Here is a 16166-nt window from a genome sequence, read left to right as displayed (position 1 = left end):
ACTCCTTTTTTATCATCTTTGGAATACGCACACTCCGTGCGCAGGCCCGTGCCAGACAGCCATTACTACCGGATTATCCGCTCCGGCAAATGGGGGAACAGCGCGCCATTCCCCGTCAGGTAAAACAATCTCAGCGACGTCATCCGTCGCGTTCAGCGTGACCAGCCACCTCTCCGAAAGCAGGATTTGCAGGCGTGGTACGCCGTGTTGCCACTCTTGCGCGCTTAAGGGTTGCGCGTCTTGATTCAGCCAGCGGACATTACCGTCGCCCTCTTCCCACCAGCGATCGGCGGTGAGCGCGGGAATTTGCTGGCGAAGATGGATCAGCGCAGCGGTAAAGTGAATCAACCCGCTGTTCGCTTCACCCCAGTCGAGCCAGGTCAACGTGTTGTCCTGGCAATACGCATTGTTGTTACCATGCTGACTGTGACCATGTTCATCGCCTGCCAGCAGCATCGGCGTGCCCTGCGACAATAACAGCGTTGTCAGCAGCGCATGCACGCTGGCGCGTCGCCGCTCGATAACATCAAGGCTTCCGCCTAACCCTTCTATACCATGATTGAAGCTATGGTTATTGTTAGTGCCATCGCGATTCTCCTCGCCGTTCGCTTCATTGTGTTTCTGATTGAAACAAACGCAGTCCCGGAGCGTAAAACCGTCGTGCGCCGTCAGCAGGTTGATCGTCGCAGACGGTAGTTTGCCATCGCGCTTAAAAAGATCGCTGGACCCGGCAAAGCGTCCGGCGAACTCACCCAGCGACAGATTCCGTTCCAGCCAGAAGCGGCGCGCGGCATCGCGATAGTGATCGTTCCACTCGGCAAACAGGGGCGGGAAATTCCCGACCTGATAACCCCCTTCACCGATGTCCCACGGCTCGGCAATGAGCTTCACCTGTGACAGCACCGGACAGTTTTTGATCGCTTCAAACAGCGGCGCCTGCTGGCTGAAGGCCGGCGTACGCCCCATAACGGGTGCCAGATCAAAACGAAAACCGTCGACGTGGAACGTGTCCACCCAGTACTTCAGGCATTCATACGCGAAATGCATGACCGCCGGGTGGCTGAGATTGAGCGTGTTACCGCAACCGGTCCAGTTGAAGTAATCGCCATCGTCCCTGATCCAATAATAGCTACGGTTATCAATTCCGCGCATGGAGAGCGTCGGTCCATCGAGATCGCTTTCCGCACTGTGGTTCAGTACCACGTCCAGAATGACCTCAATACCTGCCGCATGAAGCGCCTTTACCGCATCACGAAACTCGTCCCGCGCCTTGTCCGGATGAGCGGCATAGCGGGGTTCGAGCGCAAACATCGCCAGCGGGTTGTAGCCCCAGTAGTTACTGAGCCCCAGCCGCTGCAGACGAGGTTCACTGGCAAAATGCGCGACGGGCAACAGCTCCAGGGCCGTGATCCCGAGGTGCTTAAGGTAGGCAATCATGGTCGGATGACCGAGCGCCTTGTAGGTGCCGCGCATCTCTTTCGGGATTGACGGATGCAGATACGTCAGCCCTTTAACATGCGCCTCGTAGATAACGGTGTTGCCCCACGGCGTGCGCGGTGGGGCATCGTCTTCCCAGTCGTAGAGATCGTTCACCACCACGCTTTTAGGCGCCACGGGGGCGCTGTCGCGGTGGTCGGGTTCACCGTAGCCGACATGGAAAATAGGGTCGTCTTTAAACTCGCCATCCACGCGGTGCGCACACGGATCGATCAGCAGCTTCGCCGGGTTAAACCAGTGCCCCTGCGCAGGTGCCCACGGGCCGTGTACGCGATAGCCGTAGTGCATTCCTGGCCGTCCCCCGGCCAGATAGCCGTGCCAGGTATCTCCTGTGCGAGACGGCAGGTCGTAACGATGTTCATTACCCTCGCCGTCAAATACGCACAGTTCAACCCGCTCCGCATGGGCAGAAAAGAGCGTGAAATTCACCCCCTTTCCATCAAAACGTGCCCCGAGCGGTTCGGGTTTACCTGCCGTAAGCTGGGTCATTCCCCCTCCCGGATCAGCCAGATGGTGCTGAGCGGCGGTAGCGTAAGGCTCAGGGAATTTGGTCGCCCGTGGCTTTCAATGGCATCGCTTTGCACCAGACCACCGTTACCGGCATTGCTGCCGTGGTAGTGCGTGGAATCGGTATTCAGGATTTCACGCCACTTGCCGGCCTGGTTAATCCCGAAGCGGTAATGATGGCGCGGTACAGGGGTAAAGTTGCTGGCGACGATAATTTCGTTGCCGGCTTTATCCCGCCGCACAAAGACAAACACCGAGCGCTCATGGTCATCCACCACCAGCCACTCGAAACCGTACGGGTCAAAATCAAGCTCATGCAGGGCTTTGTGGTGACGGTAGGTCAGGTTCAGGTCCCGCACCAGACGCTGCACGCCGTGGTGCCAGTTGTCGCCCCCTTCCAGCAGATGCCAGTCGAGGCTGGTGTCGTGGTTCCACTCGCGCCCCTGGGCGAACTCATTGCCCATAAACAGCAGTTTTTTACCCGGGAAGGCGAACATCCAGCCGTAGTAGGCGCGCAGGTTGGCGAACTTCTGCCATGCATCGCCCGGCATGCGGTCGAGAATGGATTTTTTGCCATGCACCACTTCGTCATGCGACAGCGGCAGCATGAAGTTCTCGGTGTAGTTGTAGAGCAGCCCGAAGGTGAGTTTGTCATGGTGATACTGGCGGTAGACGGGATCCAGCTTCATGTAGTCGAGCGTGTCGTGCATCCACCCCAGGTTCCATTTGTACCAGAACCCCAGTCCGCCGGTTGACGGTGGACGGGAGACGCCAGGGAAGTCGGTGGACTCTTCCGCCATCGTCACCGCACCTTCTACCTGCTCGCCGATAATACGGTTGGTGTTGCGCAGAAACTCAATCGCTTCCAGGTTTTCACGGCCGCCATACTCGTTCGGGATCCACTCGCCTTCTTTGCGGCTGTAGTCGCGGTAGATCATCGACGCCACGGCATCAACGCGCAGGGCATCAATGCCAAAGCGCTCAATCCAGTACAGCGCATTGCCCACGAGGTAGTTTGCCACTTCACGACGACCGTAGTTGTAGATCAGCGTGTTCCAGTCCTGGTGATAGCCTTCGCGCGGGTCGCTGTGCTCGTACAGCTTAGTGCCGTCAAACTCTGAAAGACTAAAATCATCGGACGGGAAATGGCCCGGCACCCAGTCGAGGATCACGTTTAACCCGGCGGCGTGCGCGGCATTGATAAAATAGCGGAAGTCATCGCGCGTGCCGAAGCGACGCGTCGGGGCATACATCCCGGTCGGCTGATAACCCCAGCTTCCGTCGAACGGGTGTTCATTAATTGGCAGCAGCTCAAGATGGGTAAAGCCCATCCATTTCGCGTACGGAACCAGCTGGTCGGCAAGCTCCCGGTAGCTGAGCCAGAAGTTATTATCGGTATGGCGACGCCAGGAACCGAGATGCACTTCGTAGACGGAAATTGGCGCATCAAAGCGGTTGGCCTGCTTGCGTTCTTCACTCTGGACAACTTTTTCCGGCAGGCCGCAAATCATTGACGCGGTTTCCGGACGCATTTGCGCTTCGAAGGCGTACGGGTCGGACTTAATACGCAGCTTGCCGTGCGCATCGATCATCTCGAATTTATACAGCTGGCCGTTGTGCGCGCCGGGGATAAACAGCTCCCAGATACCGCTTTCACGGCGCAGACGCATCGGGTGACGACGGCCATCCCAGTAGTTGAACTGGCCGACAACGGAGACTCGCTGGGCGTTAGGCGCCCACACGGCAAACCGCGTGCCGGTGATGCCATCCATCGTATCGGCATGGGCACCCAGCGTTTCATAAGGTCGCAGGTGGGTACCTTCAGACAGCAGCCACGCGTCCATCTCCTGTAAAAGAGGCCCAAAGCTGTAGGGATCATCGATGAGATTTTGCTGGCCATGCCAGATAACGGCAAGCTGATAACGAAAAGGGTTTTTACGTCGGGGCATTACGCCCGAAAAGAAGCCACGAGAATCGAGGCATTCCAGATTGCCGACCTTGCGGCCGGTTTTGGGTTCGATAACCCACACTTCTGTGGCATCCGGTAACAGTGCCCGGACTTCCAGCCCGGCCTCGGTACGGTGCATCCCCAGTACGGAAAAGGGGTCGGCAAAATGACCCGCAATAAGCGCATTAATCACGTCTCTATCCACACGATCGGACATGGTATTCATCCTGTTTTTTATGTCGTCCTTTTTTAGCGCCTGGGACGACTTTAATGTGACCTGAACGGGCATCCTCTCAGCCCCGTCCTAACCTCAGGTAAGAAATAACTCTTCCTTAAAGCATAGCCAACGCTCTAAATGACTCCTGATAAAAAATAAGACATATGCGTTTTACTCCATGTAGTACGCGGAAAAGGGGGTGAAAATCACCCCCCGGGGTTTAACAAATTATTACGCCAGCTGGCGCAGCATGCGACGCAGCGGCTCGGCTGCGCCCCACAGAAGCTGGTCGCCGACGGTGAATGCAGAAAGGAACTCCGGCCCCATGTTCAGCTTACGCAGACGACCAACCGGGGTGGTCAGCGTGCCGGTGACGGCAGCCGGGGTCAATTCACGCATGGTGATGTCGCGATCGTTTGGAACCACTTTCGCCCACGGGTTGTGTGCAGCCAGCAGCTCTTCCACGGTCGGAATCGACACATCTTTTTTCAGTTTAATCGTGAAGGCCTGGCTGTGGCAGCGCAGCGCGCCGATACGTACGCACAGACCGTCAACTGGAATGGTGTTCGCGGTATTGAGTATTTTGTTGGTCTCAGCCTGACCTTTCCACTCTTCGCGGGTCTGGCCGTTATCCAGCTGTTTGTCGATCCACGGGATCAGACCACCGGCCAGCGGTACACCAAAGTTATCCACCGGCAGCTCGCCGCTGCGGGTCAGCTCGGTGACTTTACGCTCGATATCGAGAATAGCGGAGGCCGGGTTTGCCAGTTCGGTTGCAACGCTGTGGTGCAACTGGCCCATCTGCGTCAGCAGCTCGCGCATATGACGCGCACCGCCGCCGGACGCGGCCTGGTAAGTCGCCACGGAGACCCACTCCACCAGGTCCTGCGCGAACAGGCCGCCGAGGGACATCAGCATCAGGCTGACGGTGCAGTTACCGCCGACAAAGGTTTTTACGCCGTTGTTCAGGCCGTCGGTGATGACGTCCTGGTTGACCGGGTCGAGAATGATGATGGCATCGTCTTTCATGCGCAGTGAAGACGCCGCATCAATCCAGTAGCCCTGCCAGCCGCTTTCACGCAGCTTTGGATAAATTTCGTTGGTATAATCGCCGCCCTGGCAAGTGACAATAATGTCGAGTGCCTTCAGCGCTTCCAGATCGAAAGCATCCTGCAACGTACCGGTGCTGCCGCCAAAAGAAGGTGCAGCCTGGCCGAGCTGGGAAGTGGAGAAGAAGACCGGGCGGATGGCGTCAAAATCGCGCTCTTCAACCATGCGTTGCATGAGAACAGAGCCGACCATACCGCGCCAGCCGATAAAACCAACGTTTTTCATAGCATTTTTTTCCTGCAGAGGGTGTGTGCTGATTGTGCAAACCAGTATTCAACTGGGATATGCTTCACATTACAAAATGCTGCCAAAGTCGCAAGCGAAATTAATCGATGATGGCCCGCCAATCAGAAATAGCGCTAATCATCATAATAACCATAGAGAGTTTCAGGGATAATTTTAATGAGTGAAATCATATCCGCGGCGGTTTTATTGATCCTGATAATGGATCCTCTGGGCAACCTGCCTATCTTCATGTCGGTGCTGAAGCACACCGAACCCAAACGCCGTCGGGCGATCATGATCCGCGAGCTGCTTATCGCGCTGCTGGTGATGTTCATCTTCCTGTTTGCCGGTGAGAAAATCCTCGCCTTCCTGAATCTGCGTGCCGAAACGGTTTCGATTTCCGGTGGGATTATCCTGTTCCTGATAGCGATTAAGATGATTTTCCCGAGCGCCGAAGGCAGCAGCAGCGGCCTGCCCGCGGGGGAAGAGCCGTTTATTGTGCCGCTGGCGATTCCCCTTGTCGCCGGACCGACGATTCTGGCAACGCTGATGCTGCTGTCGCATCAGTACCCTAATCAGATGAGCCATCTGGTGATTGCCTTGCTGATTGCCTGGGGCGGGACGTTTATCATTCTGCTGCAGTCGTCGTTGTTCCTGCGCCTGCTGGGTGAGAAAGGCGTAAACGCGCTGGAGCGCCTGATGGGGTTGATTCTGGTGATGATGGCGACGCAGATGTTCCTGGACGGGATCCGCGCGTGGATGAAGGGCTAAGTAAAAACAAAAAAGGACAACTCACGTTGTCCTTTTGCTTTTAGCCGGGTTTAACTCAGCAGCGTAAACGCAATCATCCCGACAATGGCACCCGTCGTGCCGAGGATGGTTTCCATCAGCGTCCAGGTTTTCAGGGTTTGCGCTTCGGTCGCACCGGTAAATTTACCGAACAGCCAGAAGCCGGCGTCGTTGACGTGTGACACCACAATCGAACCGCCCGCAATACAGATTGAGAGCGCGGCCATCTGGGCACCGGAGTAGTTAAGCTGTTCAATCACCGGCATCACCAGACCCACGGCGGTTAAACATGCCACCGTCGCAGAGCCCTGGATGATACGCACCGCCGCAGCCAGTACGAAACAGGTCACTGCAATGGGCAACCCCATGCCGGTCAGGGCTTCGCCCAGCGCCGGACCCACGCCGGAATCCACCAGCACCTGTTTGAACACGCCGCCGGCACCGATCACCAGCAGAATGATACCCGCCGGCTGCAGCGCATGGCCGCAGATTTCCATCACTTTGTCTTTCGGCATGCCCTGGCGCATCGCCAGGCCGTACATCGCCACCAGACACGCCACCAGGATCGCGGTGAACGGGTGGCCGATAAACTCAAACCATTCGTACGCGGTAGACCCTACCGGCACGAAACGCGCGGCGATGGTTTTCAGCCCCACCAGCACCAGCGGCAGCAGGATCAGCGCCAGGCTGAAGCCGAAGGACGGCATTTTGCCTTCGCCAAGGTGCGGCTCGGTGACGTCATCCGGAATGTGAAGCTCAACGTAACGGCTGATGAAGTTGCCCCACAGCGGGCCGGCAATAATCATTCCCGGGATCGCTGCACACAGGCCGATCAGTATCATCCAGCCAAAATCGGCGTGCATCTGAGAAGCCAGCAGCATCGGCGCAGGCCCAGGCAGCAGGAACGCCGCCGCAGCCGCCACGCCCGCAAACAGCGGAATCACCAGCTTCACGAGGTTAGTGCCGGTATGGCGCGCCATCGAGAACGCCACGCTAATCAGCAGCACCACGGCCACTTCGAAGAACAGCGGCAGCGCACAAATCAGACCGGCGAGGCCAATCGCGTAGTGCGCACGGCTGTGTCCGAAGGATTTGAGCATTTTGACGGCAATCTGGTCGACTGCGCCCGTCTCATGCAGGATCTTGCCAAACATCGCGCCCAGCGCGACCACAATGGCCAGGAAACCCAGCGTGCCTCCCATCCCTTTTTCCATCGTCGCTGCGATCTTATCGAGCGGCATACCGGAAAAGAGACCTGCACCAATAGACACCACCATTAAGGCAACGAAAGCATGCATACGCGCTTTCATCACTAAAAACAGCAGCAGCAATACGGAACCAACTGCTGTTAAAACTAGCGTTAATGTACTCAAAACTTACTGCCTTTTATTAATGACCTCGATGGTGCTGGCAACAACACCCTCCAGTGACTGATCGATATCAACCACTAAGACGTCTTTCTCATCGTCACCCGGCTCCTGCAACGCTTCGAACTGCGTCACCAGCATCTGGGTTTTGAAGAAGTGGCCTTTACGCGCCTTCAGACGGCTCTCAATCACCTCGAAATCGCCTTTCAGGTAGATGAAAGAGAGGTTCGGGTTGCCGTCACGCAGCAGGTCGCGGTAGGTTTTTTTCAGCGCGGAGCAGACGATCAGGGAGACCTTGTTGGTACGCTGCATCGCGAACGCGGCGTCATTCAGCGCCTGCAACCACGGTTTGCGGTCGTCATCGTTCAGCGGCTCGCCGGAGGCCATTTTCATGATATTGCTGCGCGGATGGAGGAAGTCGCCATCAAGAAACGCCGCATGAAGTTGATGCGCCACTTCGCTGGCCACGGCAGATTTACCGCTACCGGAAACGCCCATCAGGACGTAAACGTGGTGATCATGATTAGTCGTGCTCAAAGGGTGTCCCTCAGTCAATTGTTACGGGTAACAGTTATCGGTAACATTGTCCTGCCGGGGCAAAAGAGAAGCAATATCCAAACGTGCGCGAAGTGAATAAGTGTGACCCACTTCAAATTTGTCAGCTTAAATAGATCCACCCGGTGACAAGGTGAAACCTAAATCTAACATTTTCGGCGTCACCGTCTCGCCACGTATGCGCGCCAGCAGGCGTTCTGCGCCAATACGGCCCATACGTTCACGCGGTGTCAGGACGCTCGCCAGACGGGGTTCCATCACCTGGCCGATGTCGTGGCCGTGGAAACCGGCAATCGCCATGTCTTCGGGGATCTTCAGCCCCAGACGCTGGCATTCGAACGCTGCACCGACCGCAAGGTCATCGTTGGTACAGAAAATACCGTCCAGTTGCGGATACTCGCGTCGTGCCTGACGCATCAGCTCAATACCCGACGTATAGGATGACGACTGCTCAACCATCACGCTGTACGGTGTTAAACCGGCGTCGAGCATTGCCTGCTCGTATCCCTTCTGTTTGATGATAGTACGTTCATCCAGACGTGCACCCAGGTAGGCAATATGCCGATGGCCGCGGGCGATGATGGCCGCCGTCATCTGGCGCGCCGCTTCGAAGTTATCAAAGCCCACCGCAATATCGAGACACGGCGACTGGCTGTCCATCAGCTCCACCACCGGAATGCCTGCCACTTCAATCATTTTTAGCGTACGGGGGGTGTGAGTACGTTCGGTTAAAATCAGACCGTCGATGTTCCAGGAGAGCATGGACTCAAGACGTTCTTCTTCCAGTTCCGGCTTGTACCCATAGTGGGCGAGCATGGTCTGATAGCCAAAGGCATCGGTCACGCTTTCAATGCCGCGCAACACTTCGGCAAAAACCTGGTTGGTTAAGGAAGGCAGGAGGACGCCAACCGCGCGGCTGGTCGCATTCGAAAGAATATCGGGGGCGCGGTTAGGGATATACCCCAGTTCATCGAGGGCAGCGGCAATCTTGCCACGCAACGCCACGGAAACCTGTTCCGGGTTACGTAAAAACCGGCTGACCGTCATTTTGGTCACACCGACGCGATCGGCTACATCCTGAAGTACGGGGCGTTTCTTTTTCATCGTCCTGAGAAATCGTAAGTGATAGATTTGCTCAGTTTATCACGGACAAAGCCCATCCTTCCCCTGTCAAAGGGAAGGATGGGCATTTATTTATGATTTATTACACCGGTGGCAGATCAAACAGCAGAATTTCGCTTTCACTGTCGGCATGCACGGACAGTGCCTGCTCATCCCAGATTGCCAGACCATCCGCCGTGGTGGCTTTCGTGCCGTTAATAGACACCTCGCCTTTCACCACCTGGATCCAGACGCGGCGGTTAGCGGCAATCTGATGGACAGACTGTTCGTCTTTTGCCAGCGCCCAGCGGTACAGTTCCATATCCTGGTGCACTTTCAGCGAACCGTCACGCGCATCCGGAGAGAGCACCAGCTGTTTGCCCTGTTTAGCATCAAAGCGGCGCTGTTCGTAGCGCGGGGTGATGCCGGTTTCTTCCGGAATGATCCAGATTTGATACAGGTGCAGTTTTTCCGTTTTGCTTGGGTTGTATTCAGAGTGACGCACCCCGGTACCCGCACTCATAATCTGGAACTCGCCCGCCGGAACCTGCTCTTTGTTGCCCATGCTGTCCTGGTGCTCAACCGCCCCTTCCAGCACATACGTCAGGATTTCCATGTCTTTGTGCGGGTGAGTACCGAAGCCCTGGCCTGCATCAATCACGTCATCGTTAATGACGCGCAGTGCGGAGAAGCCCATAAAGTTCGGGTCGTAGTAGTCAGCAAACGAGAATGAATGCCATGAGTCCAGCCAGCCATGATTCGCGTGACCACGTTCGTTTGCTTTGCGTAAGTAGATCATTGTTTCACCCTCAGTTCGTTTCGATGGAGTAAGTGTGGACGCAAACGGCCTGGGATCATAGAGGGTGAAAATTGACTCCTCTGTTCAAAAATTTAGAACAAGCAAAGAGGAGTCATGTTTTCTTATCTGGCGAGGGTTATCGTGGCAGGAGAGGCCTGTTCGAAGGCCCGTTCAAGGAGTTCGAGATTGGTCATAACTTCAGATTCCTTGACGTAATTGGGCGCACCGATAGTCAGGGTCTCATACAGCGCATCATAAACGCGGCCATAGTCACCCGCTTCGGGTTTCACGTCCTCTTTAACGGTGATGCCCTCTGCGTTGACGTACTCCAGCACGCCCACGGAGTCATCCGCCGCAAACCCCGGGTCGCCGGGCATAATGTTCGCCTTCAGGCTGGTCTCCTGCTGGTCGATACCGTACTTGATAAACGAGCCTCTGGTGCCATGCACAATAAATTTCGGGTAGTCAATTTTCACCAGATGGCTGGTTTTGACGATGGCTTTCAGGTCGCCGTAAAACAGCTGGGCTTCGAAGGTGTCATCCGGATTGGCTTTGTTGCGCAGGCTGCGGATGTCGTACGCCATGTGGTCCGGTCGGCCAAACAGAGAGATGATTTGATCGAGCGTATGCACGCCCAGACCATAGAATGAGCCATCCTGCGGCAGGCCGGGATGCGTTTCGGCCACCGGGCGGTAGTAATCAAAGTGGCTTTCAATCTCGACGATGTCACCCAGTTTACCGCTCTCAATCACTTTTTTTACCGTCAGGAAGCAGCTGTCAAAGCGGCGGTTTTGGTACGGCGTGACGGTCAGCCCTTTGCGCTTCGCCAGGTCAAACAACGTTTTCGCCTCTGCCATTGTCGGGGTAAACGGCTTTTCCACCAGCACGTTTTTGCCCGCCTCCAGCGCGCGTTTTGCGTACTCGAAATGGCTGTCAGCGTGGGTACAGACAATCACCAGCTTGACCTGCGGATCGTTGAGGACCTCATCAAGATCGCTGGTGAAATGAATATGGGAGTACTGGGGAGACTGCTCTTCCGGCTTCGCGCGACGCCGGTAGATATGGGCAACGTGCCAGCTGTCTTTGCGGTTGAGAACATACGGAAGGTGGTAACGCGTGGTGCTTTTGCCAAATCCAATAAATGCGCAATGTAATGTCATGGCTCAGTCCTTTTTAAGGTTACTGAGTGCAACCATAGCGCAAGTTTTGCCCTTACCCCAGCCCTCTTCCACGGGGAGCGGGCGAAAAAAGACAAAAAAAAGCCAGCGAAAAGCTGGCTAAAGTAATACTGGAAGCAATGTGAGCAATGTCGTGCTTTCAGGTTCCCGTAGGGGTCTTCCTGAACGCAGAGCAATAATAATCATTCTCATTCGCACTTGTCCAATCTTTTTTGCAAAAATTAGCAGTTGACTCAAATTTTAATCTCACTGATGTTGGAATGGACGTTTAACTGACTGAGGATGAAGGAATGAGTGAGATTGTGATACGCCATATCGAAGCCCGCGATGCAGAAGCGTTACGTGACATTATGTCGCATCCTGGGGTGTATCACGACACGCTACAACTTCCCCATCCCTCAATGGATATGTGGCATGACCGGGTCGCGACGAAACCGGGAAGACGGCATCTCGTCGCCTGTCTTGACCAGCGAGTGGTTGGCCATATGGCACTCGATGTGATGGAAAATCCCCGCCGCAGCCACGTTGCAACGTTCGGCATTAGCGTGGCCGCTGATGTACAGGGACGCGGTGTGGGTCGTGCGCTCATGCGCGAAATGGTCAATCTCTGCGACAACTGGTTGCGCATTGAACGCATTGAGCTCACGGTTTTTGCGGATAACCCTGCGGCACTGGCGCTGTATAAGAAGTTTGGGTTTGAAATCGAAGGGACCGGCAGGAACTTCGCCCTGCGTAACGGCGACTATGTGGACGCGTATTACATGGCGCGGCTGAAGTGATAAATTGCCCGGTAGCGCGACGCTTACCGGGCAATAAAATCAGAACCCCGCCGTCAAATCATCCACCGAACGCGGATCCGAGGCCCCAAACAGCGTGCCGTCCGGGCCGACCATAATGCTCTGGGTGCTGCCCATTGCCTCTTTCAGCGCCACCTTCTGTCCGCGCTGCTCCAGCAGTTTTAAGGTGTCCGGGCTAAAGCCCTTCTCAACACGCAGCTCGTCCGGCAGCCACTGATGGTGGAAACGCGGTGCGTTCGTCGCTTCGGCGACATTCATTCCAAAGTCAATGCTGTTCACCACCATCTGCAGCACCGTGGTGATAATACGGCTGCCGCCAGGGCTGCCTGTCACCAGCCAGGTTTTACCGTCTTTGACCACGATGGTAGGCGACATGGACGACAGCGGACGCTTCTTCGGCCCGACCGCATTCGCATCCCCGCCTACCAGTCCGTAGACGTTCGGCACGCCCGGTTTGGCCGAGAAGTCATCCATCTCGTTATTGAGCAGAATCCCGCTGTTGCCTGCCACGATGCCTGTACCAAAGGTGGTGTTGAGGGTATAGGTCACCGCCACCGCGTTACCGTCTTTATCCACCACCGAGAAGTGGGTGGTCTGGTTGCTCTCATACGGTGCCAGCTTGCCCGGGCGGATCTCGCTCGACGGTTTGGCCTTGTTGATGTCAATCTCATCAGCAATCGATTTGGCATAGGCTTTATTGGTCAGCGCCTGCCACGGCACCTTCACGAAGTCCGGGTCGCCCAGGTATTCTGAACGGTCGGCGTAGGCGCGTTTTTCCGCCTCTGCCATCACCTGCATGGCATCCGCACTGCCGAAGCCGAACTTGTGCATATCGAAGTTTTCAAGAATGTTGAGGATCTGCACGATGTGAATGCCGCCGGAAGACGGAGGTGGCATCGAGAAAACGTCATAGCCGCGATAGCTTCCGTGAATCGGCTCACGCTCGACGGCCTTGTACTCCGCGAGATCCGCTTTGGTGATAAGCCCACCGTTCTTTTGCATCTCTTCGGCAATCTGGTCGGCAATCGCCCCTTTGTAGAACGCATCCGGGCCGTGCTCCGCAATCAGCTCCAGACTTTTTGCCAGGTTCTTCTGCACCAGCTTATCGCCCTTCTTCAGCGGTTCACCGTCTTTCCAGAAGATAGCCTTGCTGTTTTCGTGAGTCGGAATCACTTCGCTGCCATAGGTTTTAAGATCGTCAGCCAGGGCGTCATTCACCACAAAACCTTCGCGGGCGAGCTTAATCGCAGGCTGTACCACTTTGTTGAGCGGCAGGGTGCCATATTTTTCCAGCGCCAGGGAGAAGCCTGCGACGGTGCCCGGCGTACCGGAGGCGAGATGCGAGGTCAGGGATTTTTTGCTGTCCGGGTTGCCTTGATCGTCAAGGAACATATCACGGGAAGCCTGTCCTGGGGCCATCTCACGGAAGTCGATGGCGGTGGTTTTGCCGTCTTTGGTCCGCAGCATCATAAAGCCGCCGCCGCCCAGGTTCCCCGCCTGCGGATGCGTCACCGCCAGCGCATAGCCCACCGCGACTGCCGCATCCACCGCATTACCGCCCTGCCGGAGAATATCGACGCCCACTTTCGTTGCCAGCGCATCCACCGACGCCACCATACCCTGCGTTGCCCGCACGGGATGAAAAACATCTTCCTCCACGCCGTACGAAACTGGCGGAGCCGCTGGCGGGTTGGCCGCCACGCTAAATGTGCCGCCTGCCATCAGCGCGGCGATCGCTATCCAGCGCAAAAACGTTGGTTTCATCATTATTGTTCTCCAGGTGAAGAGGGCCATATTCCCCGCTTAAGCCTGGTTCACAACTCCTAAAAAATCATCGTCATGGTGAAATCAGGGTAAACTTAAGAGAAGCCTCAAAAGAAGGGAGATGACAATGAAACGCTTACTGATTCTTACGGCGCTGCTTCCGTTTGCCGCGCTCGCACAGCCACTCAATACGATGAACAACCCGAACCAGCAGGGCTACGTCATTCCAAGCCAGCAGCGTATGCAAACGGAGATGATGAGCCAGCAGCAACAGCAGAAAGGGATGCTAAACCAGCAGTTGAAAACGCAGACCCAGATGCAGCAGCAAAGCCTGCAAAACCAGATGAACACCAACACCCAGCGCATACAGCAGGGTCAGGTGCGTGAGCAGCCGCTGCCTAACCCAAACGGCGGGATGCTGGGCGGAATGACCTCGTCGGGCAGCGGACAGCAGCATATGCTGCCGTCTCAGTCACCGTCGAATGGCGGGATGCTTAATTCTTCGCAGAACTAAAGTTCGGGCCGATCACGTCAATCGCATCGGTACAGATACTGTCCACCCCCCAGCGCAGCAGCTCCGCCGCACGCTGGGGTTTGTTGACGGTATAGACCAGGATATGCAGCCCCGCCGCTTTCAACATTTTTACCCGTGCCTCATCCAGCAGCGCGTGGTTCAGGTGAATCGACACACACCCTAAACGGCTGGTCAGCTCACGCCAGTCATCACGCCACGTGTCGAGCAGCAGTCCGCGCGGCAACGCCGGAACGGACGCCTGCGCCGCCTCCAGGGCATCAATGTCAAACGACGACAGCAGGGGTGGCGTCATGCCCTCCCACAGCTCACGCGCGGCCAGCGCAATGACTTTACCTGTGAGCGGCCCGGTGCCGGTGGTTGGTTTGATTTCGATATTGGCCATCATGCCGTGCAGGCGACAGCGGTCGGCCACTTCCGCCAGCAGCGGCAGCGGCTCGCCTTTGAACTCGCTGCTGTACCAGCTTCCGGCGTCGACGTTCAGCAGATCGCGCCACGGCAGGTCTCCCGCCACGCCCCAGCCATTGCTGGTGCGTTCGAGGTTGTCATCATGCAGAAGGAAAATCTCGCCGTCTTTCGATAGCTTGGCATCGAACTCGATCATCGTGTGACCGTAATGCGCGCCCATATCGATAGCCGCCAGCGTGTTTTCCGGCGCCAGTTTACCGCCGCCCCGGTGGGCGACGATGTGGGGATAAGGCCAGTTACTCATATACGTTGTCCTGTTTCACCGTCGAATACGTGCAGGTGATTTTCCGGCAGATGCAGCCACAGCGTGCTGCCTGCTTTAGGGCGCTCCTGATGGGCCAGACGCACCACCATTTTTTGTTCACCCCAACGTCCGTGCGCCAGGTTGTCAGCCCCCAGCATCTCCAGCGTGTCCATGACCAGCGGCACGCCGCCTTCCGCCTGTGAGGTTAACCCAATATGTTCCGGGCGGATACCAAGCGTCATCTTACGCCCGGCATAGCCACGATAGTACCCGTTTACGGGCAGCGCCATCCCACTTTCCAGCTCAAAGTGCGTACCGGCGCTGCTGATCCGCCCTTCCAGCAGGTTCATCGCCGGACTGCCAATAAAGCTCGCCACAAAGCGGGAGGCCGGTTTCTCGTATACCTCCACCGGGGTGCCAATCTGTTCGGCGACGCCTTTGTTCATCACCATCACGCGCTGGGCGAGGGTCATCGCTTCCACCTGATCGTGCGTCACATACAGGGAGGTGGTTTTCAGACGACGGTGCAGCTGCTGCAGCTCAAGGCGCATCTGCACGCGCAGCTTGGCATCAAGGTTTGAGAGCGGCTCGTCGAACAGGAACACCGCAGGGTCACGCACAATGGCGCGCCCCATCGCCACGCGCTGGCGCTGTCCGCCGGACAGTTCACGCGGACGACGCTTGAGCAGGCCATCCAGCTCCAGAATACGCGCCGCCTCTTTCACGCGCTCATCGATATGGCTTTTGCCCATCCCGCGGATTTTCAGCCCCCAGGCCATGTTCTCTTCCACGCTCATGTGCGGATAAAGGGCGTAGTTCTGAAACACCATCGCGATGCCCCGGTCCTTCGGCTCCATCTCGGTCACGCGCTGGCGATCGATCCAGATATCGCCGCTGGTCACACGTTCAAGCCCGGCAACCATGCGCAGCAGCGTCGATTTTCCGCAGCCTGACGGGCCAACCATCACGATAAATTCCCCGTCCGCCACGTCGAGCGTTAACGGCTGAATGACCTGGGTTTTGTTGTCCCAGCTTTTGGTCACTGCCTGTAATTTTAAACCTGCCATC

At 56.5% G+C, this 16166-nt stretch carries 14 protein-coding genes; 3 read left to right on the top strand and 11 right to left on the bottom strand.

What is annotated here, in order from left to right:
- Positions 1-12: 12 nt before the first annotated feature.
- The 3 genes from glgX to asd all read right to left on the bottom strand — a co-directional run bounded on the left by glgX (position 13) and on the right by asd (position 5504).
- Positions 13-1986, bottom strand: a complete 1974-nt coding sequence (gene glgX, locus ACMVME_RS19505; protein WP_068795410.1) for a glycogen debranching protein GlgX — start codon at positions 1984-1986, stop codon at positions 13-15.
- Complete coding sequence (gene glgB / locus ACMVME_RS19500) at positions 1983-4169, bottom strand: 1,4-alpha-glucan branching enzyme (protein WP_020884557.1); 2187 nt, start codon at positions 4167-4169, stop codon at positions 1983-1985. The genes glgX and glgB overlap by 4 nt, the downstream gene beginning before the upstream one ends.
- A 231-nt stretch (positions 4170-4400) precedes the next feature.
- Positions 4401-5504: an aspartate-semialdehyde dehydrogenase gene (gene asd / locus ACMVME_RS19495; protein ID WP_014171986.1), complete on the bottom strand. Its 1104-nt coding sequence runs from the start codon at positions 5502-5504 to the stop codon at positions 4401-4403.
- Positions 5505-5681: 177 nt separating this feature from the next.
- Between asd and yhgN the strand changes: the two genes are divergently transcribed.
- On the top strand, positions 5682-6275 hold the full coding sequence (gene yhgN, locus ACMVME_RS19490) for an NAAT family transporter YhgN (protein ID WP_003861574.1): 594 nt from the start codon (positions 5682-5684) through the stop codon (positions 6273-6275).
- A gap of 50 nt (positions 6276-6325) precedes the next feature.
- On the opposite strand, the gene gntU is transcribed toward yhgN, so the two are convergent.
- From gntU to ACMVME_RS19465, 5 genes are all read right to left on the bottom strand, one after another.
- On the bottom strand, positions 6326-7666 hold the full coding sequence (gene gntU, locus ACMVME_RS19485; protein WP_014171987.1) for a gluconate transporter: 1341 nt from the start codon (positions 7664-7666) through the stop codon (positions 6326-6328).
- Between the two features lie 3 nt (positions 7667-7669).
- On the bottom strand, positions 7670-8197 hold the full coding sequence (gene gntK / locus ACMVME_RS19480) for a gluconokinase (RefSeq protein WP_020884556.1): 528 nt from the start codon (positions 8195-8197) through the stop codon (positions 7670-7672).
- Positions 8198-8323: 126 nt separating this feature from the next.
- Positions 8324-9319: a gluconate operon transcriptional repressor GntR gene (gene gntR, locus ACMVME_RS19475; RefSeq protein ID WP_014171989.1), complete on the bottom strand. Its 996-nt coding sequence runs from the start codon at positions 9317-9319 to the stop codon at positions 8324-8326.
- A gap of 100 nt (positions 9320-9419) precedes the next feature.
- Positions 9420-10115 carry a pirin family protein gene (locus tag ACMVME_RS19470; RefSeq protein ID WP_014171990.1) on the bottom strand — a complete coding sequence of 232 codons (696 nt, stop codon included), beginning with the start codon at positions 10113-10115 and terminating at the stop codon, positions 9420-9422.
- A gap of 122 nt (positions 10116-10237) precedes the next feature.
- On the bottom strand, positions 10238-11275 hold the full coding sequence (locus ACMVME_RS19465; protein ID WP_068795409.1) for an oxidoreductase: 1038 nt from the start codon (positions 11273-11275) through the stop codon (positions 10238-10240).
- A 308-nt stretch (positions 11276-11583) separates the two neighbouring features.
- On the opposite strand from ACMVME_RS19465, the gene yhhY reads away from it, so the two are divergent.
- A complete protein-coding gene (gene yhhY, locus ACMVME_RS19460) occupies positions 11584-12072 on the top strand; it encodes an N-acetyltransferase (protein ID WP_014171992.1) in 489 nt (162 codons plus the stop codon).
- Positions 12073-12111: 39 nt separating this feature from the next.
- On the opposite strand, the gene ggt is transcribed toward yhhY, so the two are convergent.
- Complete coding sequence (gene ggt / locus ACMVME_RS19455; RefSeq protein ID WP_041162998.1) at positions 12112-13854, bottom strand: gamma-glutamyltransferase; 1743 nt, start codon at positions 13852-13854, stop codon at positions 12112-12114.
- Positions 13855-13981: 127 nt separating this feature from the next.
- On the opposite strand from ggt, the gene ACMVME_RS19450 reads away from it, so the two are divergent.
- Complete coding sequence (locus ACMVME_RS19450; RefSeq protein ID WP_020884553.1) at positions 13982-14368, top strand: DUF2756 family protein; 387 nt, start codon at positions 13982-13984, stop codon at positions 14366-14368.
- Here ACMVME_RS19450 and ugpQ read toward each other — a convergent pair.
- Positions 14349-15098, bottom strand: coding sequence for a glycerophosphodiester phosphodiesterase (ugpQ, locus tag ACMVME_RS19445; RefSeq protein WP_068795408.1), 750 nt, complete (start codon positions 15096-15098; stop codon positions 14349-14351). The two genes, ACMVME_RS19450 and ugpQ, sit on opposite strands and share 20 nt — an antisense overlap.
- Complete coding sequence (locus ACMVME_RS19440) at positions 15095-16165, bottom strand: sn-glycerol-3-phosphate import ATP-binding protein UgpC (protein ID WP_020884551.1); 1071 nt, start codon at positions 16163-16165, stop codon at positions 15095-15097. Before ACMVME_RS19440 ends, ugpQ begins: the two co-directional genes overlap by 4 nt.
- Position 16166: the final 1 nt, after the last annotated feature.

Source organism: Enterobacter cloacae complex sp. 2024EL-00711 (assembly GCF_047529885.1).
GTDB classification, from domain to species: domain Bacteria; phylum Pseudomonadota; class Gammaproteobacteria; order Enterobacterales; family Enterobacteriaceae; genus Enterobacter; species Enterobacter ludwigii.
The sequence above is the reverse complement of the archived record's forward strand: the minus strand, read 5'-3'. Positions and strand labels throughout refer to the sequence as shown.